The 21,766-nt window shown below is 64.1% G+C and carries 18 protein-coding genes, 1 tRNA gene and 1 pseudogene; 8 read left to right on the top strand and 12 right to left on the bottom strand.

The window, feature by feature from the left end; translation table 11 throughout:
• Positions 1 to 43: 43 nt before the first annotated feature.
• The 3 genes from fadA to MKK04_RS08180 all read right to left on the bottom strand — a co-directional run bounded on the left by fadA (position 44) and on the right by MKK04_RS08180 (position 4,390).
• Positions 44 to 1,219 (bottom strand): acetyl-CoA C-acyltransferase FadA, encoded by a 1,176-nt coding sequence (fadA, locus tag MKK04_RS08190; protein WP_013971712.1) that lies wholly within the window; start codon positions 1,217 to 1,219, stop codon positions 44 to 46.
• Between the two features lie 31 nt (positions 1,220 to 1,250).
• Positions 1,251 to 3,398: a fatty acid oxidation complex subunit alpha FadB gene (gene fadB, locus MKK04_RS08185; protein WP_241106446.1), complete on the bottom strand. Its 2,148-nt coding sequence runs from the start codon at positions 3,396 to 3,398 to the stop codon at positions 1,251 to 1,253.
• Positions 3,399 to 3,952: 554 nt separating this feature from the next.
• Positions 3,953 to 4,390: a hypothetical protein gene (locus MKK04_RS08180; protein WP_207831702.1), complete on the bottom strand. Its 438-nt coding sequence runs from the start codon at positions 4,388 to 4,390 to the stop codon at positions 3,953 to 3,955.
• A gap of 110 nt (positions 4,391 to 4,500) precedes the next feature.
• Between MKK04_RS08180 and MKK04_RS08175 the strand changes: the two genes are divergently transcribed.
• Entirely contained in the window at positions 4,501 to 4,941 is a 441-nt protein-coding gene (locus tag MKK04_RS08175; RefSeq protein ID WP_056806485.1) for a universal stress protein, read from the top strand.
• Between the two features lie 124 nt (positions 4,942 to 5,065).
• Here MKK04_RS08175 and MKK04_RS08170 read toward each other — a convergent pair whose 3' ends face one another.
• Positions 5,066 to 6,994 carry an ATP-binding cassette domain-containing protein gene (locus tag MKK04_RS08170; RefSeq protein WP_063913893.1) on the bottom strand — a complete coding sequence of 643 codons (1,929 nt, stop codon included), beginning with the start codon at positions 6,992 to 6,994 and terminating at the stop codon, positions 5,066 to 5,068.
• A gap of 221 nt (positions 6,995 to 7,215) precedes the next feature.
• Here MKK04_RS08170 and MKK04_RS08165 point away from each other — a divergent pair, with 221 nt between their 5' ends.
• The gene (locus MKK04_RS08165; protein WP_207831703.1) at positions 7,216 to 9,141 is read left to right on the top strand and encodes a transglycosylase SLT domain-containing protein; all 1,926 of its coding nucleotides are present in this window, start codon (positions 7,216 to 7,218) and stop codon (positions 9,139 to 9,141) included.
• Between the two features lie 129 nt (positions 9,142 to 9,270).
• Here the strand turns inward: MKK04_RS08165 and MKK04_RS08160 are convergent, their stop codons facing one another.
• Both MKK04_RS08160 and MKK04_RS08155 read right to left on the bottom strand, forming a co-directional pair.
• Positions 9,271 to 10,074: an MOSC domain-containing protein gene (locus MKK04_RS08160; protein ID WP_241106445.1), complete on the bottom strand. Its 804-nt coding sequence runs from the start codon at positions 10,072 to 10,074 to the stop codon at positions 9,271 to 9,273.
• Positions 10,075 to 10,130: 56 nt separating this feature from the next.
• Positions 10,131 to 11,066 (bottom strand): chemotaxis protein CheV, encoded by a 936-nt coding sequence (locus MKK04_RS08155; RefSeq protein WP_207831707.1) that lies wholly within the window; start codon positions 11,064 to 11,066, stop codon positions 10,131 to 10,133.
• A 351-nt stretch (positions 11,067 to 11,417) separates the two neighbouring features.
• Between MKK04_RS08155 and MKK04_RS08150 the strand changes: the two genes are divergently transcribed.
• The 3 genes from MKK04_RS08150 to MKK04_RS08140 all read left to right on the top strand — a co-directional run bounded on the left by MKK04_RS08150 (position 11,418) and on the right by MKK04_RS08140 (position 13,745).
• Positions 11,418 to 11,927, top strand: a complete 510-nt coding sequence (locus MKK04_RS08150; RefSeq protein WP_207831709.1) for a histidine kinase — start codon at positions 11,418 to 11,420, stop codon at positions 11,925 to 11,927.
• Positions 11,928 to 12,199: 272 nt separating this feature from the next.
• Positions 12,200 to 13,096 (top strand): sensor histidine kinase, encoded by an 897-nt coding sequence (locus MKK04_RS08145; protein WP_233687108.1) that lies wholly within the window; start codon positions 12,200 to 12,202, stop codon positions 13,094 to 13,096.
• The gene (locus tag MKK04_RS08140; protein WP_233687109.1) at positions 13,086 to 13,745 is read left to right on the top strand and encodes a response regulator; all 660 of its coding nucleotides are present in this window, start codon (positions 13,086 to 13,088) and stop codon (positions 13,743 to 13,745) included. Before MKK04_RS08145 ends, MKK04_RS08140 begins: the two co-directional genes overlap by 11 nt.
• On the opposite strand, the gene yegS is transcribed toward MKK04_RS08140, so the two are convergent.
• Positions 13,729 to 14,616: a lipid kinase YegS gene (gene yegS / locus MKK04_RS08135; protein WP_241106444.1), complete on the bottom strand. Its 888-nt coding sequence runs from the start codon at positions 14,614 to 14,616 to the stop codon at positions 13,729 to 13,731. The two genes, MKK04_RS08140 and yegS, sit on opposite strands and share 17 nt — an antisense overlap.
• Positions 14,617 to 14,962: 346 nt before the next feature.
• Here yegS and MKK04_RS08130 point away from each other — a divergent pair, with 346 nt between their 5' ends.
• Positions 14,963 to 16,210, top strand: a complete 1,248-nt coding sequence (locus MKK04_RS08130; RefSeq protein WP_241106443.1) for a glycosyltransferase family 4 protein — start codon at positions 14,963 to 14,965, stop codon at positions 16,208 to 16,210.
• On the opposite strand, the gene MKK04_RS08125 is transcribed toward MKK04_RS08130, so the two are convergent.
• Together MKK04_RS08125 and moaB are read right to left on the bottom strand one after the other, a co-directional pair.
• On the bottom strand, positions 16,199 to 17,386 hold the full coding sequence (locus tag MKK04_RS08125) for a molybdopterin molybdotransferase MoeA (RefSeq protein WP_241106793.1): 1,188 nt from the start codon (positions 17,384 to 17,386) through the stop codon (positions 16,199 to 16,201). The genes MKK04_RS08130 and MKK04_RS08125 overlap by 12 nt on opposite strands.
• A 22-nt stretch (positions 17,387 to 17,408) precedes the next feature.
• Entirely contained in the window at positions 17,409 to 17,948 is a 540-nt protein-coding gene (gene moaB / locus MKK04_RS08120) for a molybdenum cofactor biosynthesis protein B (protein ID WP_025338313.1), read from the bottom strand.
• 188 nt (positions 17,949 to 18,136) lie between these two features.
• Here moaB and MKK04_RS08115 point away from each other — a divergent pair, with 188 nt between their 5' ends.
• Positions 18,137 to 18,358 carry a YgdI/YgdR family lipoprotein gene (locus tag MKK04_RS08115; protein ID WP_063913882.1) on the top strand — a complete coding sequence of 74 codons (222 nt, stop codon included), beginning with the start codon at positions 18,137 to 18,139 and terminating at the stop codon, positions 18,356 to 18,358.
• 80 nt (positions 18,359 to 18,438) lie between these two features.
• Positions 18,439 to 18,515 (top strand) — tRNA-Pro (locus MKK04_RS08110).
• A gap of 112 nt (positions 18,516 to 18,627) precedes the next feature.
• Here MKK04_RS08110 and mqo read toward each other — a convergent pair.
• From mqo to MKK04_RS26620, 3 genes and pseudogenes are all read right to left on the bottom strand, one after another.
• Positions 18,628 to 20,202, bottom strand: a complete 1,575-nt coding sequence (gene mqo / locus MKK04_RS08105; RefSeq protein WP_207831715.1) for a malate dehydrogenase (quinone) — start codon at positions 20,200 to 20,202, stop codon at positions 18,628 to 18,630.
• A gap of 228 nt (positions 20,203 to 20,430) precedes the next feature.
• Positions 20,431 to 21,135, bottom strand: a complete 705-nt coding sequence (locus tag MKK04_RS26625) for a methyl-accepting chemotaxis protein (protein WP_442793904.1) — start codon at positions 21,133 to 21,135, stop codon at positions 20,431 to 20,433.
• 228 nt (positions 21,136 to 21,363) lie between these two features.
• Positions 21,364 to 21,474, bottom strand: a pseudogene (locus MKK04_RS26620) (hypothetical protein); the annotation flags it as partial.
• Between the last annotated feature and the right edge of the window lie 292 nt (positions 21,475 to 21,766).

The following is a 21,766-nucleotide window of genomic DNA, read 5'->3' as shown; positions in this document are numbered from 1 at the left end:
CAAAACCGGGGCGCAAGGCCCCGGTCGCTGTCCCGCTACGCGATCAGACGCGTTCGAAGACAGTGGTGATACCTTGGCCGAGGCCGACGCACATGGTCGCCACCCCCAGGGTGCCGCCATTCTGCTTCATGACGTTGAGCAGGGTGCCGGAAATCCGGGCCCCGGAGCAACCGAACGGGTGGCCCAAGGCAATAGCGCCGCCGTGCAGGTTAACCTTCTCATCCATCTTGTCGAGCACTTTCAAGTCCTTCAGCACTGGCAAGGCCTGTGCGGCAAAGGCTTCGTTGAGCTCGATGAAGTCGATGTCGGCCATGGTCAGGCCGGCACGCTTGAGGGCTTTCTGGGTCGACGGCACCGGGCCATAGCCCATGATCGCCGGGTCGACACCGGCCACCGCCATGGAGCGGATGACCGCCAATGGCTGGATCCCCAGGTCCATGGCGCGCTGGCCGGACATGACGATCATGCACGACGCACCGTCGGTGATCTGCGACGAGGTACCGGCAGTGACGGTACCGCCTTTCGGGTTGAACGCCGGCTTCAGCGACGCCAGGCCTTCGAGGGTGGTTTCCGGGCGAATGGTTTCGTCGAAATCGAACACCTTCAGGAAACCGTTCTCGTCATAGCCCTGCATCGGGATGATTTCGTCCTTGAACTTGCCTTCGACCGTGGCCTTGTGGGCCAGCTGGTGCGAACGCAGGCCGAACAGGTCCTGCTGCTCACGGGTGATGCCGTGCATCTTGCCGAGCATTTCCGCGGTCAGGCCCATCATCCCGGAAGCCTTGGCGGCATGCAAGGACAGGTGCGGGTTGGGGTCGACGCCATGCATCATGCTGACGTGGCCCATGTGCTCCACGCCGCCGACCACGAACACATCACCGTTGCCGGTCATGATCGCCTGAGCGGCGGTGTGCAGCGCGCTCATCGACGAGCCGCACAGGCGGCTGACGGTCTGCGCTGCGGAGGTATGCGGGATCTGGGTCATCAACGAGGCCATGCGGGCGATGTTCCAGCCCTGCTCGAGGGTCTGGTTGACGCAGCCCCAGATCACATCCTCGACCTCTTTCGGGTCGACCTTGTCGTTGCGCTCCAGCAGCTTGCTGATCAGGTGCGCCGACATGTCTTCGGCGCGGGTATTGCGGTGCATGCCACCCTTGGAGCGGCCCATCGGCGTGCGACCGAAGTCGACAATCACCACGTCTCTTGGATTCAGGCTCATATCAAATCTCTCGCTCTAGCTCGTTGACCGCTCAGTTGAAGAAGCGCTGGCCGTTCTTGGCCATTTCACGCAGCTTGGCGGTCGGGTGGTACAGCGGCCCCAGGTCGGCGTACTGATCGGCCAGGGCAACGAATTCAGCCACACCGATCGAGTCGATGTAGCGCAGCGCACCACCGCGGAAGGGAGGGAAACCAATGCCGTAGACCAGGCCCATGTCGGCTTCGGCGGCAGTTTCGACAATGCCGTCTTCCAGGCAGCGCACGGTCTCCAGGCACAGCGGGACCATCATCCAGTTGATGATGTCTTCGTCGGTGACTTCACGCTGTTCGAAGACGATCGGCTTGAGCACGTCGAGCACGCTGGCGTCGGCGACCTTCTTCGGCTTGCCGCGCTTGTCGGTTTCGTAGGCGTAGAAGCCCTTGCCGTTCTTCTGGCCCAGGCGGTTGGCCTCGTACAGTGCGTCAACGGCCGAGCGGCGCTCGTCCTTCATGCGGTCCGGGAAGCCTTCGGCCATCACATCGCGGCCGTGGTGGCCGGTGTCGATGCCGACCACGTCCATCAGGTACGCCGGGCCCATCGGCCAGCCGAACTTTTCCATGACCTTGTCGATACGCACGAAGTCGACACCGGCGCTGACCAGCTTGGCAAAGCCGCCGAAGTACGGGAACAGCACGCGGTTGACCAAAAAGCCCGGGCAGTCGTTGACCACGATCGGGTTCTTGCCCATTTTCTTGGCGTAGGCCACGGTGGTGGCGACCGCCACTTCACTGGACTTCTCGCCACGGATGACTTCCACCAGCGGCATCATGTGCACCGGGTTGAAGAAGTGCATGCCGACGAAGTTTTCCGGGCGCTTGAGCGCCTTGGCCAGCAGGTTGATGGAGATGGTCGAGGTGTTGGAAGCGAGGATCGCATCGTCCTTCACCTGGCCTTCCACTTCGGCCAGCACGGCCTGCTTGACTTTCGGGTTCTCGACCACGGCCTCGACGACGATGTCGACATTGGCGAAATCGCCATAGGACAGGGTCGGGCGAATGGCGTTGAGTGCCTCGGCCATCTTGGCCGGGGTCAGGCGGCCCTTCTCGACGCGGTTGCCGAGCAGCTTGGAGGCCTCGTTCAGGCCCAGCTGGATGGCTTCCTCGCGGATGTCCTTCATCAGGATCGGGGTGCCCTTGACCGCCGACTGGTAGGCGATGCCGCCACCCATGATGCCAGCGCCGAGCACGGCGGCCTGCTTCACGTCGTGGGCGATTTCGTCATGCGCCTTGGCCTTGCGCTTGAGTTCCTGATCGTTGAGGAACAGGCCGATCAGGCTTTCGGCAACCGAAGTCCTGGCCAGCTTGGCGAAGCCTGCGGCTTCGACTTCCAGGGCCTTGTCACGGCCGAAGTTGGCGGCCTTCTGAATGGTCTTGATGGCTTCGACCGGGGCCGGGTAGTTCGGGCCGGCCTGGCCGGCGACGAAGCCCTTGGCGGTCTCGAAGGCCATCATCTGCTCGATGGCGTTGAGCTTGAGCTTTTCCAGCTTGGGCTGGCGCTTGGCCTTGTAGTCCAGCTCGCCACTGATGGCGCGCTTGACCAGGTCAAGGGCACCGGCCATCAGCAGTTCCGGCGCGACCACGGCATCGACGGCACCCACCTTCAGGGCGTCTTCGGCACGGTTTTCCTTGCCGGCGGCAATCCACTCGATGGCATTGTCCGAACCGATCAGGCGCGGCAGGCGCACGGTACCGCCGAAGCCCGGGTAGATACCCAGCTTGACTTCCGGCAGGCCGATCTTGGCGCTGCTGGACATGACCCGGTAGTCGGCGGCCAGGCACATTTCCAGGCCGCCGCCCAGGGCGATGCCGTTGATGGCGGCGACGGTCGGCACTTCGAGATCTTCGAAGGCGTTGAAGATGCGGTTGGCTTCCAGGTTGCCGGCGACCAGTTCGGCCTCGGGCAGCTTGAAGTTGTTGACGAACTCGGTGATGTCGGCGCCGACGATGAACACGTCCTTGCCACTGCTGACGATCACGCCCTTGACCGAGGCGTCGGCCTGGATGGCATCGACGGCCTGGCGCAGCTCGTTCAGGGTCAGGCGGTTGAACTTGTTGACGGACTCACCCTTGAGGTCGAACTTGAGCTCGACGATGCCACTTTCAAGAGCCTTAACCGTGATGGCTTTACCTTCGTAAATCATCAACTGATCTCCACGATATGGAAGCTGAACTGTACACGCCGATCGCTGCAGCAAAAGCAGGTTTAGCTGCCCTGCCCCAGGCACACCCGTCAGCGCGCTAGTCGGAAGTATGGCTTGGCGTCATGACATACAAACGCTCAATTCATACGCCCGTTTGATTTGGGTGTGCACACATTCTCCGAAAAGATCGGCGTTGTCAAATGCTCGCAAGCAAGGTGAAAACACGACTTTCCGGTCATTTTGTAGCGTCCAGGTACTAAACATGCTGACGGTGATTGCTGACTATTCATGTCGGCGATTGACCATCAACCGCAGGAAAATGCTTAAGCTTTTGCCTTGCGCGGCGACTTCGAACGGCTACACTGGCACTTGCTTGAATGCATACCCGGCCTGCCTGGCCTTTTCTGCGCAGCAGAACGCAAAGCGGCGACTTGGCACCCCACCCCTTCAGGGTTCTGCCAAGCCGCCGCTTTGTCGTTCATAGCTATTGAAACCTCCGCATTCCCTGTGGGAGCGGGCGTGCCCGCTCCCACAATGACCGTGCCAGACAGGTATCAGGCGAGTGCTTCGAGGACGTAGGCAACATCCTGCAATACACCCGTATCGCCCCGCTCGGTCCAGTAAAGCGCGATCATCCGGGCATCGGCCTCGACCTTGTAGACACTTGCCGGCAAGCGCGCCAGGGGCTCCATGAAGCGCGGGTCCTCGCAGGGTTCACGCCACTGGTTCAACCACACCCCCGGGGTGATCTGCCAGAAACTGAAGCTATCCTCATGCCCGCGACGACGTGCCCGATGGTATTGCGGGCACGGGCTTGGCGGCTCCTTTTCCAGCCAGTGCGGCCACTGCTGCGGCGCCAGCTGCATGGCCAGGCCCATGCGCCGCGCCTCCAGGCGCAGCTTCATCTGCTCGCTCTGCTTGCGCGAGGTGCGCAGCCAGGAAAGCGGGCTGAGAATCAGCGCAAGGATTGACACCACCAGCAATACCGTCATATCAGTAGTTCCCATAAAACGTTGCAAATGAGCTGGTTAGCCATTTTTCACGGAAGACCCGCCCGAAAGCGACCATACTTCTTCTATCGCGATTGTCAGGAGTTCCGCTCATGCAATACGAACATTTGTTGGTCGCCGTCGACCTGACCGAAGAATGCGACCCGGTGATCAAACGTGCCATGGCGCTCGCCGCGCCGTCGAATGCCAAGGTTTCGCTGGTACACATCGTCGAGCCGATGGCCATGGCGTTCGGCGGTGACGTGCCGATGGACCTGTCGCAGCTGCAACAGCAGCAGTTCGACCAGGCCAAGGAGCGCATGGAGCGCCTGTTCAACAAATACCCGGACATCCACCGCGGCGACTCGCACCTGACCTATGGCCAGCCGCGCCAGGAAATCCACCAGCTGGCCAAGGACCAGAAGTGCGACCTGATCGTGGTCGGCAGCCATGGCCGTCACGGCCTGGCGTTGCTGCTGGGCTCCACGGCCAATGACGTGCTGCATGGCGCGCCGTGCGATGTACTGGCGGTGCGGTTGCAGAAGAAGGAATGATTCAACCGGGCCGGCCTCTTCGCGGGTGAACCCGCTCCCACAGGGACCGCGCCGCTGCTGAATGCGGTGCAGTACCTGTGGGAGCGGGTTCACCCGCGAAGAGGCCGGATCAGGCTAACGCCAATCAGCCTTCCAGCTCGGCCCAGCGCTCTACCAATACATCCAGCTCGCCCTGCAGCTTCTCGATTTTCGCCAGCACCGCCGAGGTTTCCGCAATCGGCCGCTGATAGAAGCCCGCCGCATTCACTTCTTCCTGGGCCTCGGCCATGCGCTGCTCCAACTCGTCAATCTGCCCCGGCAGCATTTCCAGCTCACGCTGCAGCTTGTAGCTGAGCTTCTTCTTCGAACCATCGGCCACCGCTGCAACAGGCGCAGGCGCTGGCTTGGCCTCGACCTTTTCAACCACCGCGCTGTTGAGCTCGGACTTGCCGCCCTTGCTCTCGGTCACGCCCAGCAGCTTTGGCGAGCCACCCTGGCGAATCCAGTCCTCGTAACCACCGACGTACTCACGCACCTTGCCCTCGCCTTCGAACACCAGGGTGCTGGTGACGACGTTGTCGAGGAAGGCCCGGTCGTGGCTGACCATCAGCACGGTGCCCTTGTAGTTGGACAGCACCTCCTCGAGCAGTTCGAGGGTTTCCACGTCCAGGTCGTTGGTCGGTTCGTCAAGCACCAGCAGGTTGGCCGGTTTGCTGAACAGCTTGGCCAGCAACAGCCGTGCACGCTCGCCACCCGACAGCGCCTTGACCGGCGTGCGGGCACGCTGAGGGCTGAACAGGAAGTCGCCCAGGTAGCTCAACACGTGGCGGTTCTGGCCGTCGATCTCGATGAAATCGCGGCCTTCGGCCAGGTTGTCGATAACGGTCTTTTCCAGGTCGAGCTGGTGGCGCATCTGGTCGAAATAGGCCACCTCCAGCTTGGTGCCGCGCTCGACCTTGCCTGCGGTCGGCTCCAGGTCGCCGAGCATCAGCTTGAGCAGGGTGGTCTTGCCAGTACCGTTGGCGCCCAGCAGGCCGATGCGGTCCTCACGTTGCAGGACCATGGAGAAGTCCTTGACCAGTACAGGCCCTTCGGGGTGATGGAAGCTGACATTCTCCAGCACCATCACCTGCTTGCCGGACTTTTCCGCCGCCTCGATCTGGATGTTGGCCTTGCCCTGGCGCTCGCGGCGTTCGCTGCGCTCCACGCGCAGGGCCTTCAGCGCGCGCACGCGCCCTTCGTTGCGGGTACGGCGGGCCTTGATGCCCTGGCGGATCCACACTTCTTCCTGGGCCAGGCGCTTGTCGAACAGCGCGTTGGCGGTTTCCTCGGCGGCCAGCGCGGCCTCCTTGTGCACCAGGAAGCTGGCATAGTCGCCGTTCCAGTCGATCAGGCCGCCGCGGTCCAGTTCGAGGATGCGGGTGGCCAGGTTCTGCAGGAAGGAACGGTCGTGGGTGATGAACAGCACCGCGCCGTTGAAGCCGCGCAGTGCCTCTTCGAGCCAGGCGATGGCACCGATGTCCAGGTGGTTGGTCGGCTCGTCGAGCAGCAGCAGGTCGGGCTCCGACACCAGCGCCTGGGCCAGCAGCACGCGGCGGCGCCAGCCACCGGACAGCTCGGCCAGGGTCTTGTCGGCCGGCAGCTGCAGGCGGCTGAGGGTGCTTTCCACCACCTGCTGCAGGCGCCAGCCGTCACGGGCTTCCAGCTCGTGCTGGACGTGCATGAGTTTTTCCAGGTCTTCATCGCCCTGGATGTTCAGGCTCAGGTGGTGGAACTGCGCCAGCAACTCGCCCACGCCGTCGAGGCCTGCGGCCACCACATCGAACACCGTGCGCTCGTCGGCCACCGGCAGCTCCTGTGGCAGCTCGCCGATCTTCAGGCCCGGGGCACGCCAGATTTCGCCGTCGTCGCCCTTCTGCTCGCCCTTGACCAGGCGCAGCATGCTCGACTTGCCGGTGCCGTTGCGGCCGATGATGCACACCCGCTCGCCACGAGCGATCTGCCAGGACACGTTGTCCAGCAGCGGCATGGCGCCGAATGCGAGGGACACATCGCTGAATTTGAGCAGGGTCATGTTGGTCTCCATAAATCGGGCGCGCATTCTACCTGACTTGGCCCCCGACGGCATCCGCCTGGCCACCCGGCGAGGGTATTGCGACATCTGGTCGAACTTAATATCCCGATACAAGCACAGTGCTTTCACCCGCCGCCGGCAAACAGCTAAGCTAAGGCAATAGCTTCCAACAGTGCTGGCTCCGCCGTCACTTTCCCATGGTTCAACTGCCCGGACGTATCATGCGCAGCCGCCTGTTACATATTGCTTCCTGCCTGCTGCTTACCGCCGCCACCTGCGCGGCGCAGGCCGCCGACCTTACCCTGCAACGCCAGTACTATGACGAAGCCAAGCGCGCGCTGGCCAAAGGCGACAAAGGCCCGTACCTGCGCTATGCCCAGGCCCTCAGCGACTACCCGCTGACGCCCTACCTGGCCTACGACGAGCTCACCGCCCGCCTGAAAACCGCCAGCAACCAGGAAATCGAAGGCTTCCTCGCCAAGCATGGCGACCTGCCCCAGGCCAACTGGATGAAACTGCGCTGGTTGCGCTGGCTGGCCGAGCGCGGCGAATGGAACACTTTCGTCAAGTACTACGACCCCAAGCTCAACTTCACCGAACTGGACTGCCTCAACGGCCAGTACCAGCTCAGCCACGGCCTGCGCGCCGAGGGCTACGCCACGGCCGACAAACTGTGGAACGTCGGCAAGTCGCAGCCGGCCACCTGCGACACGCTGTTCGGCATGTGGGCGGCCGAAGGCCAGCTGACCGAGGCCAAGCGCTGGCAACGCACCAAACTGGCGGCCCAGGCGCGCAACTACAGCCTGGCCAACAACCTGGTCAACACCCTGACTACGCTCGGCCCGCAGGGGCGCCTGCTGGTCGATGTGGCCCAGAAGCCCGAGCTGCTCAACCAGCCGTCGCGTTTCACCCCGGTCAACGAAGCCATGTCCGACGTGGTCAGCCTCGGCCTGCGCCGCCTGGCCCGGCAGGACCCGGAGCGGGCCATGGCGCTGCTCGACGACTACGCCCAGCGCATGCACTTTTCCCGTGACGAGAAGGTGGCCATCGCCCGCGAAATCGGCCTGACCCTGGCGCGCCGCTACGACCCGCGCGCGCTCGACCTGATGACCCGCTACGACCCCGAGCTGCGTGACAACACCGTCAGCGAATGGCGCCTGCGCCTTCTGCTGCGCCTGGGCCGCTGGGAAGACGCCTACGAGCTGACCCGCCGCCTGCCCCAGGACCTGGCCAGCAGCAGCCGCTGGAAGTACTGGCAGGCGCGCAGCCTGGAGCTGGCGCAGCCGAACAACCCGCAGATCCCGCTGCTGTACAAGACCGTGGCGCGTGAGCGTGACTTTTACGGCTTCCTCGCCGCCGACCGGGCACAGACGCCTTACCAGTTGAACAACAAGCCGCTGGTACTCAGCCCGCAGCTGGTCAACAAGGTACGCAACACCCCGGGCATCCGCCGTGCCCTGGAGTTCCACGCCCGTGGCCAGATCGTCGAAGGCCGCCGCGAGTGGTACCACGTCAGCCGCCACTTCAGCCGCGACGAAATGGTCGCCCAGGCGCGCCTGGGCTACGACCTGCGCTGGTACTTCCCGGCCATTCGCACCATCAGCCAGGCGCAGTACTGGGACGACCTGGACATCCGCTTCCCGATGGCCCACCGCGACACCCTGGTGCGCGAGGCCAAGGTCCGCGGCCTGCATTCGAGCTGGGTATTTGCCATCACTCGTCAGGAAAGTGCCTTCATGGAAGATGCCCGTTCGCCGGTGGGCGCCAGCGGCCTGATGCAGCTGATGCCGGCCACGGCCAAGGAAACCGCCCGCAAGTTCAGCATTCCGCTGGCGTCACCGGCGCAGGTGCTCAACCCGGACAAGAACATCCAGCTGGGCGCTGCCTACCTGAGCCAGGTGCACAGCCAGTTCAACGGCAACCGGGTGCTGGCTTCAGCGGCCTACAACGCGGGGCCGGGGCGTGTGCGCCAGTGGCTGAAAGGCGCCAAGCACCTGAGCTTCGATGTGTGGGTGGAGTCGATCCCGTTCGACGAAACGCGCCAGTACGTGCAGAACGTGCTGTCGTATTCGGTGATCTACGGGCAGAAACTGAACTCGCCGCAGCCGCTGGTGGATTGGCATGAGCGGTACTTCGATGACATGTGATTGTCGCTGAGCCTGTGCCGGCCTCTTCGCGGGTAAACCCGCTCCCACAGGTATTGCACCAATCCTGAATGCGGTGCAGTACCTGTGGGAGCGGGTTTACCCGCGAAGAGGCCGGCACAGGCAACACAGCTACTCCAGAATTTCGACCTGCATCCCTGCCTCCAGCCACCCACTACCATCCACCGCCAGGTTCTGCCCGAACAGCACATCCCCCTCCTTCTCGCGGAAAGTCCTGAGCGTGGCCATCGGCTCGCGATCCTCACTGCGCTCGCCGGTAGCCGGGTCGATGGTGGTAAAGATGCAGCGCACACTGGGCTTGAGCACGCGAAACTCCAGGCTGCCGATACGAATCCGCTTCCAGCCATCCTCGGCAAACGGTTCCGCGCCCCGCACCACCAGGTTGGGCCGGAAGCGCAGCATCTCCATGGGCCGGCCGATACGCCGGTTGAGCTCGTCCAGCGAACCCTGGCCGATCAGCAACAAGGGGAAGCCGTCCGGGAACGCCGCCCGGTCACTGTTGAAGCCATAGCCATTGGGCAGATAACGCGCGCGCTGCTCCGGGCAATGCACCAGGCGCACGGCCTTGTCCAACAGCTCGCTCAGCCAGGCCGCCGCCGCATCGCCCGCATCCGGCACGCGCAGGGTATCGCGCCAGATGGTCACGCCGCGCAGGGCGTCATCGGCAGGTGGCACAGGCACCCGCAACGGTGCCTGCCCAGGTGTTTCCAGCAGCAACTGGCCGTGATCATCATCGCTCGCCTTGATCAGGCCAAGCCGTGGCCAGGCGCGCTGGGTCAGGAAGCGTCCGTTTTCTTCCTCCACCACCATCCAGCGCCGGTCGCCCTGCAACCCTAGCAAACCCACCGGTGAAGCCTGCAGGCTTTGCGCCTGCCCCGACTTCACCGGGTACCGATACAGCTCACTGAGAAACATCCCTGCCGCCTCGCGCCATGCCAAAACGCCAAGCTTATACCCGGCAGGGGCCGGGATCACGCAGTGGCAATATCCAGCAACAGGCGTTGCTTGACCACGTCGACCAGGCGATCAGGCTGGAATTTGGAAAGGAAGTTGTCGCAGCCCACCTTCTTTACCATCGACTCGTTGAAACTGCCGGACAGCGAGGTATGCAGCACCACGTAAAGCTGGCGCAAACGGGCATCACCACGGATCTCGGTGGTCAGCCGGTAGCCGTCCATTTCCGGCATCTCGGCATCGGTGAACACCATCAGCAGTTTCTCGCACACATCTTCGCCTGCGTCGGCCCAGCCCTTGAGCATGCGCAAAGCCTTCAAGCCATCACTGGCCACGTGCAGCTTCACGCCCAGCTGGGACAGCGTGTCGCGCAATTGCGCCAGAGCCACGCTGGAGTCGTCCACCAGCAGTACTTCGCGGCCGCGGGCCCGGGCCAGCACCGGGTCGGCGAGCTTGTCGCCGGAAACCCGCGCGTTGTACGGCACGATCTCGGCCAGCACCTTCTCCACGTCGATCACTTCCACCAGCTTGTCATCGACCTTGGTGATGGCGGTCAGGTAATGCTGGCGTCCGGCGCTGGACGGCGGCGGCATGATCGCCTCCCAGTTCATGTTGACGATGCGGTCGACACCGCCGACCAGGAAGGCCTGCACAGAGCGGTTGTATTCGGTGACGATGATGGTGCTGTCCGGCCCCGGCTGCAGCGGGCGCATGCCGATCGCCTGGGAAAGGTCGATCACCGGCAGGGTCTGGCCGCGCAGGTTGACCACCCCGCAGACGAAAGCGTGGCGCTGGGGCATCAGGGTCAGCTTGGGCAGCTGCAGCACTTCCTGCACCTTGAACACGTTGATCGCGAACAGCTGGCGGCCAGCCAGGCGAAACATCAGGATTTCCAGGCGGTTCTCACCCACCAGTTGCGTGCGTTGGTCTACCGTGTCGAGAATGCCAGCCATTGGAAAACCCCCAGCCTTGAGTCGGAAAAAGTGAAATCATCCACCCTGTATCGGCGGCTTCACGCACACCTTGACCCTTGCGGGAAAATGCCGTGAAGGCAATTGATATCACTTTACCATCATGCTTTACTGCGAGCAGCTTGGGCTGAGCCAGCGGGACTGCAAAAGTTCCCCACCTGAGCCGAGCATCAGGGAAACCCTTAGCCACAATCGGGTGCAACCTGATGTTCGCGATATCCTTTAGCCATTAATGTGACGCCATTCTCATTGCATGAATGGAGTCAGGCTTTTGCTAGCTATCGTTTTGGCGTGCCCGCCACCTGCGCCTGCCCCACGCGCGGGAGCATCATGATGGACAGCGCCTTATCGTTCGATGACGCCCTGCAGGGGTTTCTGCTGGATGCCCAGGTGCTGCTGACCCAGGCCCAGGAATGCCTGCAGCACCTGGAACTGATCGATAACGACCCGGATGCCTGCCACTGCCTGGACAATACCCTCGGCAACCTCGCTCGACAGGCCACACACCTGGGCCTGCGCGAAGTTGCCCATTACACCACCGCCCTGCAGCAGTTGCTGGCCCCGGCCTGCCATGGTGGTTGCCTGCAGCGCGAAGCCCTGCCCGCAGTAGGGGCCTGCCTGACCCTGCTGGCCTGGCAACTGGAACTGGTCGATCCGTGTACCGGGCGGCTTAACCTGGACATTGGCGAGCAACTGGTGCTGCTGGGTGAACTGGCCAAGGTCGTGCGGCAACCTTTTACACGAGCCTGCATACCCTGCGACGACCAAGGCAACGTATGCATCCACCCGCACACCGAGATGGCCGACGGCACGCAGCCAGGCCGCTCATCTCCCAGATATTGACCCGACGCGAAGTGCAACCAGGCACGTTGCGCGATCAAGCCGGGTGGCACTTTGCTACCCGCCAGCGCCCGTCTGGCAGGCGTTTCAAAGCGCTACCCGACCGCGACCGATGCAGTGCAAAGTGGTAATATGCGCCCCCACAAACGCTTGCAACCTGCAGCAAGGTCGCAAGGTCTCGTGTACGAAAAAAACAATCGAAAGTACTGCACCAAAGCCTCTGACAAGGATTGTGCAAGGCCTCCATCAGCAATACTTCAGTGGCTTCCCTACTTATGTTCCCACGCTTGAAGACTCCTTTGCGTTGCGGCTCCCGCACTCCCCTGCTGCGCTGGGCGACGGTCGGGCTGTGCGTGGCCTCGCTGGTCGCCAACCTGTTGCTGTACCTGGCCGACCAGTCGATCCCGGCCAGCCTGCTGGTGCTGCAGTTGGCCGCCACGCTGGGCGCCGCCGTGCAGCTGGGCCTGCGCGCCAGGTCGATCAGCCTGCGCCCGGCGGAACTGGCCGAGCGCATGCTCAAGGTCCAGGAAGACGAGCGCCAGCACCTGAGCCGGGAACTGCACGACGACATCGGCCAGCTGCTCACCGCCGCCAAGCTGCAGCTGCAGTGGCTGCAAAGGCGCATGCCCGATGAGCTGCAAGGCCACTGCGACGCCCTGCGCAGCACGCTGGATGACACCCTGGGTAACGTGCGCGATGTCTCCGCCCTGCTCAACCCGCGGCAGTTGGCCAGCCTTGGCCTGGAAGCCAGCCTGCGGGCACACCTGATGCGCACCCTGGGCAACAGCGGAGTGAACTGGAGCCTGGCGTGCAACCAGCGCCTGGGCGGCATCGACGAGGCCGTGGCCATGGCGGTGTTCCGCATTACCCAGGAAGCCGTGACCAACATGCTGCGCCATGCACAGGCACACAACCTGGTCGTCCGTCTGCAGCGCATCCCCGAGGGGTTGGCGTTGTCGATCCACGACGATGGCCGTGGTTTCGTACCCGCCAGGCAACCGGCCGAAGCTGGCCAGCGCGGCTTGGCCGGCATGCAGGAGCGGGTAACCGCGTTGCAGGGCAGCCTCGACATCACCAGCCAGCTCGGCCTGGGCACGCGCATCGAGGCGGTGTTCCCATGGCCACCGCGCACCCAGCAACGCGCCAGGAGTACTGCCACCCATGACCTGTAGACTGCTGCTGGTGGACGACCACTCGCTGATCCGTGCCGGGGTGCGCGCACTGGTCTGCGACATCCCTGGCTATGATGTAATCGGTGAAGCCGACGATGGCAGCCAGTTGCTCGAACAGGTACGCAAACTGGCGCCGGACATCGTCTTGCTGGACATCTCCATGCGTTCGACCAGCGGCCTGGATGCTCTCACCCAACTGCGCGCCAGCGGCAGCACCTGCAAGGTGCTGATCCTGTCGATGCACACCGACCCGGACCTGATCATGCGGGCCCTGGAAAGTGGCGCCCACGGCTACCTGCTCAAGGACACCAGCGCCACCGAACTGGAGCAGGCCCTGGCCGCGGTGCGCAACGGCGAGCGCTACCTCAGCCCAGCCATCGCCCATACGGTCATCAACCAGGCGCTGCAGCGCGCCAGGCAGGGCAAGCACCCCGCTGGCGAGCGGCATAACCTCACGGCGCGACAGCTGGAGATCCTGCGCCTGATCGTGCGCGGCAAGGCCACCCGGGAAATCGCCACCGGCCTGGGCCTGTCGATCAAGACCGTGGAAACCCACCGCTCGCAAATCATGAAACGCCTGCAGATCCATGACGTGGCCGGCCTGGTGCTGTTCGCCGTGCGCGAGAAAATCATCAGCCTGGACGACTGAGCAACGGCGACCCGGCCGGCAGGTGCAGGCGCAGTGCAGCGGGCCTGGCCTGGAAGCGCAACGTGTCTGCCTGCGCCGGCTCACCATCGAGGTTGATGTCCAGCCCCTGCGAGCACTTGATCTCGACCCAGGGCAACCGGGCCCGGACGAACAGCCCGTTACCGGCCAACAGGTCACGCAGCGCCCCGACCATCTCCTGTGGTGCCGGCAGGATGGCGATGTCGAGCAAGCCATCGTCCACCAGCGCCTCAGGGCACAGCACCTGCCCGCCCCCGGCCTGGCGGCCGTTGCCGATCCCCAGCGCCAGCAGGTCACCCTGCCAGTGGAAGTCCGGCCCTTGCAGCGCCACCGAGGCCGCCTGCAGTTCGCTGAAGCGCGACAACCCGGTGAACAGGTAGGCGGCGGCGCCCAGCACTTTCTTCAGGTCTTCGGAGGTGTTGGCCGTGACCTGGCTGCCAAAACCGCCCGTGGCCATGTTGAGGAACAACTGGTCGCCGGCCTGGCCCAGGTCTATTGGCTGTGCAGGTATGTTCAGCAAGGCCAGCGCCGTGGCGGGCTCCAGGGGTATGCCGGCAGCCCTGACAAAATCGTTGGCCGTGCCGAGTGGCAACAACGCCAGGCTGGCCTGGGTACCCGCCAGGCCCATGGCCTCGGCAACATCGCGCAGCGTGCCATCCCCGCCTCCGGCAACGATATGGCCGTAACCGGCAGCCAGCGCCTCGTTGACCAGGCGCTGAGCGTCACCGGCCTCCCAGGTGACCCGCACATCCAGCACCCAGCCGCTATCGCGCAGGCCGTGCACGGCGCTGCGCAAGTCTTCGTTCATGGCCTGCTTGCCGTGCAGGATCAGCATTGCCTTGCGCCCTTGCATATACGCGCCTCCGTGAAGTGATCACCCCAGATCTCGACCCTCTGCAATCCCGGATCGTTGCATGCCCACAGAAAATAATGGGCCAACGCGGTCAATTTTGTGGGAGCGGCCATTGCCGGGGCCGCTCTGCGGCCCTATCGCGACACAAGGCCGCTCCCACAAGTGACCGCGTTGGCCGGCCATTAACCGACAAGCGTTGGCCTGTCTTTTTCCCAAGTGTGGCAATGCACGGCTATGCTCAGCAGATACACCCTTCTTGCCATGGACGCGCCCCGGCAGTGGTTTTTATCACTGCCGCCTAAGGGCGCGTCTTGCTATCCGCAACCTTTAGCGAGGATTCCGGGTCATGCGCATTCTCTGGACACTGCCGTACCTGCCCTGGCCGACCACCAGCGGCAGCAAGACCCGGCAATACCACCTGATGCGCGCACTGGCACAACGTGGCCACCGGATTACCCTGCTGGTGCAATCGAAGAACCCCCTCGGCGATGCTGCCCGCGAGGCCCTGGAACCCTTGCTCGAACGCCTGATCGTGCTGCCCCGTCGGCCCCTGCACAGCCCGCTGAACCTGCTGGCCTCGCCGATCCTGGACTACCCCATGCGGGCAATCATCAATGGCCTGGCCCCTCGCCTGCGGCACCGCTTCGAGCAATTGCTGGACGAGCCCTGGGACGTGATCCAGATCGAACACAGCTACAGCTTCCAGCCGTTCGAGAAGGCCCTGCAGGCACGCGGACTGCCGTACATGCTCTGCGAGCACACCCTGGAATCGGTGATGGGTGGCGCCAGCCACGATCGCCTGCCGCTGTGGTTGCGCCCGCTCAACGCCTTCGACCGCTGGCGCTATCGACGCTGGGAACAGCGGGTATTGCGCCAACCCACCGAACTGGTGGCGGTCAGCGCCCACGATGCCGAGTTGATCGCGCAAATCAGCGGGCGCCCGGTGAACGTGGTGGTCAATGGCGTGGACTGTGATTTCTACCAGCACGTGCAACCTGCGCTGCACAGCCAGCGCCTGCTGTTCGTAGGTAACTTCGAGTGTGGCGCCAACCTGGAGGCCATCGAATGGGCGCTGGAAGACATCATGCCGCAGGTGTGGATGAGCAATCCGGCGGTGCGCCTGGCGATTGCCGGGCATGCCATGCCGGCCAGCTGGAAACTGCACTGGAACGACCCGCGTATCGAATGGTTCGGCTACCGCCCCGACCTGCGTGAACTGCAGCGGCGTTCGGCACTGTTCTTCGCACCGCTGCGCTATGCCGGTGGTTCCAAGGTGAAAATCCTCGAAGCGATGGCCGCCGGCTTGCCAGTGATCACCACCGGCAAAGGCGTTTCAGGCCTGGCCGCGAACAACGGCGAGCACTACCTGGGCAGTGAGGATGGCGACCAGTTGGCCCTGCTGATCACCCAGTTGCTCAACCAGCCCTGGCGCATGAGCCAGTTGAGCGATGCCGGGCGCCAGTTCGCCCGCCAGCGCCACGACTGGAGCGTGGCCGCCCAGCAACTGGAGAACGTGCACATGCGCCTGGCCCAGGCGGCACCGGCCGAGGCCGCGCCGCTGGCCAGTGCCTGGCTGGGCCGCTCAGCCAAGTAGCTCGCTGAAGGGAATGAACGGCACGCTGTCACCCTGCTTCGGCGTACTGCCTTCGCGCACTTCCACCAGCCCCTCGGCCCAGGCCGCGCTGCGCAGCACGCCAGAGCTCTGGTTCTTGTAGATGCGCACCTGGCCCTGTTCGATGCGGGCGCGCAGGTACTCGCGGCGCGTGCCGGGCTTGGGCCAGTCAAAACCGGCCGGCATGTCGAAACGCAGCGGCGTGACATCGGCCACGCCCTGGCGCCGCAACAGGTAGGGCCGGGTCAGCAGGCCGAAGGTGACCAGGGTCGAGGCCGGGTTGCCCGGCAGGCCGATTACCGGCACGCCCTGGAAGTGGCCGAAGGTCAGCGGCTTGCCGGGCTTGATCGCCAGCTTCCACAAGGCCAGCTCGCCGGCTTCGCGCAGGGCGGCGCCGAGGTAGTCGGCTTCCCCCACCGAGACACCGCCGGTGGACAGGATCAGGTCGACATCACCCAGCTCGGCCAGGCAGGTGCGGGTGCGTGCCAGGTCATCCGGCAGGATGCCCGCATCGACCACGTCGCAGCCCAGCCGCTGCAACCAGCTGACCAGCAGCCGGCGGTTGCTGTTGTAGATCTGCCCCGGCCCCAGCGGCAGGCCGGGCTCGACCAGTTCGTCACCGGTGGACAGCACCGCCACCCGCACCTTGCGCACCACATCCAGGCGGCCGTGGCCCAAGGTCGCAGCCAGGCCCAGCTCGATCGGCCCCAGCCGGGTGCCAGCGCTCATCACCTGTTCGCCCTTGCGGGTTTCCTGGCCCTGGGGACGAATGTTCTGCCCGGCTTTCAACGGCTCGAGAAAGCGTACCCGGCCATCCTCTGCCACTTCGGTGTTTTCCTGCATCTCGACGCAGTCGGCACCTTCGGGCAGCGGTGCCCCGGTGAAGATGCGCGCGCAGGTGCCCGCTTGCAGCGGCTGCGGCGCATGGCCGGCGAAAATCCGCTGGCTGACCGGCAGTGGTTCGCCCTGCCAGTCAGCCAGGCGCAGGGCGTAACCGTCCATGGCACTGTTCGGCCAAGGCGGCAGGTCGAGCGAGGCCACCAGGTCAGCGGCCAGCACACGGCCCTCGGCCTCGGCCAGTGGCAGGTTCTCGGTGTCGTGGATCGGAGCCGCTTCAGCCAATGCCAGCAGTTGCTCCAGGGCCTGTTCCACCGGCATCAGCGGCCGGGCCTGGCTGACCTCAGCCACGGCTGTCACAGGCTGCTGCCTGCTTCAGGTGCGGCACGAAGTTGCAAGGGCGATGGCGGGCATCCAGCTGCTCGGCGAGGATACCGTCCCAACCAGTGCGCACCGCGTTGGTCGAGCCTGGCAGGCAGCACACCAAGGTACCGTTAGCCAGCCCGGCCAGGGCGCGCGACTGCACGGTGGAGGTGCCAATGTCGGCCACGGAAATCTGCCGGAACAGCTCACCAAAGCCTTCTACCTGCTTGTCCAACAAGCAGGCCACAGCCTCGGGCGTGCTGTCGCGGCCGGTAAAGCCGGTGCCGCCGGTGATCAGCACCACCTGCACGCTGTCATCGGCAATCCAGGTGGCAACCTGGGCGCGAATCTTGTACAGGTCGTCTTTCAGCAGCACGCGCTCGGCAAGGCGATGGCCGGCCGCGCTCAGGCGGTCGACGAACAGCTGGCCGGAGGTATCGGTGTCGAAGGTGCGGGTGTCGCTGACGGTGAGCACGGCGATGTTCAGCGGCACGAAGGGGGTATCTGCCTTGGCTTTCATGGGGGTCCGTCACAAGAAGATGGGATGGCCGCAGTTATAACACAGCACGCGCCCATCACAGCGTGACGCCCGTGACCCTTGCCTTCGATCAATGCCCCGGGTTTGCCGCTATGCTGCACTGTAGACGGAACTTGCGTGGACGCCCTGCGTCTTAATGTCATCTAGCACCATCGCACTGGAGAAACACGATGATTCAACGGACCCTACCCGCCTTCCTGCTCGTCTTGGGCCTGGGCGCCCTCGCTGGCTGCGCATCGCCAACCGTCATTACCCTGAATGACGGTCGCGAAATCCAGGCCACCGACACACCGAAGTACGATGAAGACTCGGGCTTCTACGAATTCGAGCAACTGGACGGCAAGCGCACGCGCTTGAACAAGGACCAGATCCGCACCGTCAAAGAGCTCTGATCGCACCCTGTTTTTTGCAAAGGCCCTTTCAACAACAAGGGCTTGCGTGCAAAAAAAGGATGCAGTAGGATTTCCTTCATCGGAGTGTAGCGCAGCCAGGTAGCGCGTCTCGTTCGGGACGAGAAGGCCGCAGGTTCGAATCCTGTCTCTCCGACCAAATCCTTATCAAAAAGCCCGCCTTGTGCGGGCTTTTTGTTATGCCCTGGAAGGTGTCCCAGCCCCAGCGCGGCCCCTCTTGCGGGAGCGGCCCTGGGCCGCTCCCACATGTGTCAGTGCGCCACCTCAGCCTCCACCGGCACATACAGCAACTGCAGGCGCTCGCTGCTCCACTCACGGGTCTGGTTGGTCAGCGCCAGGTTGTTGTTCAGCTTCTGCCCATAGCTCGGCACGATTTCCTTGAGCCTGGCCTGCCAGGCTGGCGACTGGATACGGTCCTTGAAGGTCTTTTCCAGCACGGTCAGCATGATCGGCGCCGCGGTCGAGGCACCCGGCGAAGCGCCCAGCAACGCAGCGATGCTGCCGTCCTGCGCCGCCACCACTTCAGTACCGAACTGCAGCACACCGCCCAGTACCGGGTCCTTCTTGATCACCTGCACCCGCTGGCCGGCCTGCAGCAGCTTCCAGTCCTCGTTCTTGGCGTTGGGGAAATACTCGCGCAGGGCGTTCATGCGGTCATCGAAACTGAGCATCAACTGCCCCATCAGGTAGGTGCTGAGGTCGATGTTGTCGATGCCGGCATTGACCATTGGCAGCACGTTGTGGCTGTTCAGCGAGGCGAACATGTCCAGCAGCGAGCCATGCTTGAGGTACTTGGTGGAGAAGGTGGCGAACGGGCCGAACAGCAGCACCTGCTTGCCATCGATCATCCGCGTGTCCAGGTGCGGTACCGACATCGGCGGCGCGCCGACCGAGGCCTTGCCGTACAGCTTGGCCTGGTGGCGGGCGACCAGGTCGGGGTTGTCGGTCATCAGGAACTGGCCACCGACCGGGAAGCCGGCATAGCCTTCGGCTTCGGGGATCCCCGACTTCTGCAGCAGCTTCAGCGCGCCACCACCGGCACCAATGAACACGAAGCGGGCGTTGACGGCCTTTTCCTTGCCACCGTTGGCCAGGTCGGCCACCCGCACCTGCCAGGTGCCGTCGTCGTTGCGTACGATGTCGCGCACTTCATGACGCAGGTTCAGCGACACGTTGGGGTTGCGGGTCATCGCGGCGAACAGCTGGCGAGTGATTTCGCCAAAGTTCACGTCGGTGCCGATGGCCATGCGCGTGGCGGCGACCTTCTGCCCCGGGTCACGGCCTTCCATCACCAGGGGTGCCCACTTACGGATCTGCTCGTGGTCTTCGGAGATTTCCATGCCGCGGAACAGCGAACTGTGCTGCAGGGCGTCGACGCGCTTGTGCAGGAAGGCGACATTGTCGTCACCCCAGACAAAGCTCATGTGCGGCACGTTGTTGATGAACGACTTCGGGTTGCTCAGCACGCCCTGCTCGACCTGGTAGGCCCAGAACTGCTTGGATACCTCGAACTGCTCGTTGACCCCCACAGCCTTGCTGATGTCGATGCTGCCGTCCTTGCCGACGCTGGTGTAGTTCAGCTCGCAGAACGCAGAGTGACCGGTACCGGCGTTGTTCCAGGCGTTGGAGCTTTCTTCGGCCACCTGGTCCAGGCGTTCGTAGACGTCGACCTTCCAGGAGGGCTCCAGCTCGGTGAGGTAGGTGCCCAGGCTAGCACTCATGATGCCACCGCCGATCAGCAGCACGTCGACAGTCTTTTCCGGTTCCGCGGGTTTGGAGCAGCCGATGACGCCCAGGCAGAGGAACGTCAGCAGGAATTTCTTCATTGATGTTATCCAGTTGTTGTGTACACGCGCGCCGCCTTGAGCAGGGAATGTGCCAACTGGGTATCGAGCAATGAATACGGGGGCTCGCGACGGGGAGCGTGGCGACAATCCGCCACAGGGCACAGGATGAAGCAGTGAAAGTGGCGGGTTTCCCCAGCAACCAGCCCGGCGCAGCTTCCTTGTGGGAGCGGCCTTTCGCGACACAAGGCCACTCCCACAAGGACTGCGTCAGGCAGTGAGACGGGAGGTGACTTCGCCCAGTTGCCCCGACAACCCATGCAGGCGCTGCCCCGCCTGCTCGGTATGCTGTACGGCCTCCTGGTTGGCCGTGGCGATGCGGGTGATTTCGATCAGGTTGCGCGAGATGTCCTCGGCCACGCTGGTCTGCTCTTCGGCCGCCGTGGCGATCTGCCGGTTCATGTCGCGGATTGCCTCCACCGCCAGGGTGATGCGCTGCAGCATCTGCCCGGCCTGCTGCACCTGTTCGGCACCCTCCTCGCTGCGCTGCTGGCCGCTTTCGATGGCCTTGACCGCTTCCACCGCCCCCGACTGCACTGCTTCGATGATCTGGTGGATCTCGGCAATCGAAGCCGCCGTGCGCTGGGCCAGGCTGCGCACCTCATCGGCGACTACCGCAAAACCACGCCCGGCCTCGCCGGCACGGGCCGCTTCAATGGCCGCGTTGAGCGCCAGCAGGTTAGTCTGCTCGGCAATGCCACGGATCACTTCGAGGACTTTGCCAATGCGCGTGCTGTCATGCTCCAGGTCGCGAATCACCGCCGCCGTACCGGCAATTTCGCGGTTGACCACGCCGATGATATCGATGGTCTGCTGCATCACCTGCTCGCCCGCCTGGGCACTGTGGTCGGCGTCGTCCGCCGCGCGGGCGGCCTCGGCGGCGTGGCGCGCGACTTCCTGGGCGGTGGCAGACATCTCATGCATGGCCGTGGCCACCTGGTCGGTGCGCTGGAACTGGTCATGGGTGCCACGGGCCATGTCGCCGGCGATGCTGCGCAACCGGCCGCTGGCGCCTTCCAGTTCCTGGGCGTTGTCCTGCAGCCGGCCGACCGTGTCGGCGAGGAAGTCGCGCAGGGTGTTGGCGGCCCGCGCCAGGCGGCCCAGTTCGTCCTCACGGCGGCTTTCTACCCGGGCGGCAAAGCGGCCCTGGCTAAGCTGCGCGACATACTCGATCAATTGACGAATCGGCTCGATCAGGCTGCGGTTGACCAGCCACAGGCTGAGCAGCCCCACCAACACCGCCGAGGCCAACATCACCAGCAAGCCCAGCCATACCGTGCGCTCCGCACCGGCACTGAGGCTGGCGGCTTGCTGATGGGCATCGGCACGCAGTTGCTCGACCAGTTCGCTCATCTGTTCACTGGCGGCGCGGTCCACGCCCTTGACCGCCTGGTCGCCGGCAACCGGGTCACCGCCCGCCGCCAGGAATGCGTGTCGCCCCTGTGCATAGGCCAGGCCTAGCTGCCGGTGGCTGTCACGCAGTTGCTGCAACGGCGCCTTGAGCCTGGCGTCGCTGCTATCGATCAATTGCCCGAGCAGTTGCTGC

This window comes from Pseudomonas sp. LS.1a (assembly GCF_022533585.1).
GTDB lineage: Bacteria > Pseudomonadota > Gammaproteobacteria > Pseudomonadales > Pseudomonadaceae > Aquipseudomonas.
Note: the sequence above shows the minus strand (reverse complement) of the source record. Positions and strands in the feature narration are given on the sequence as shown.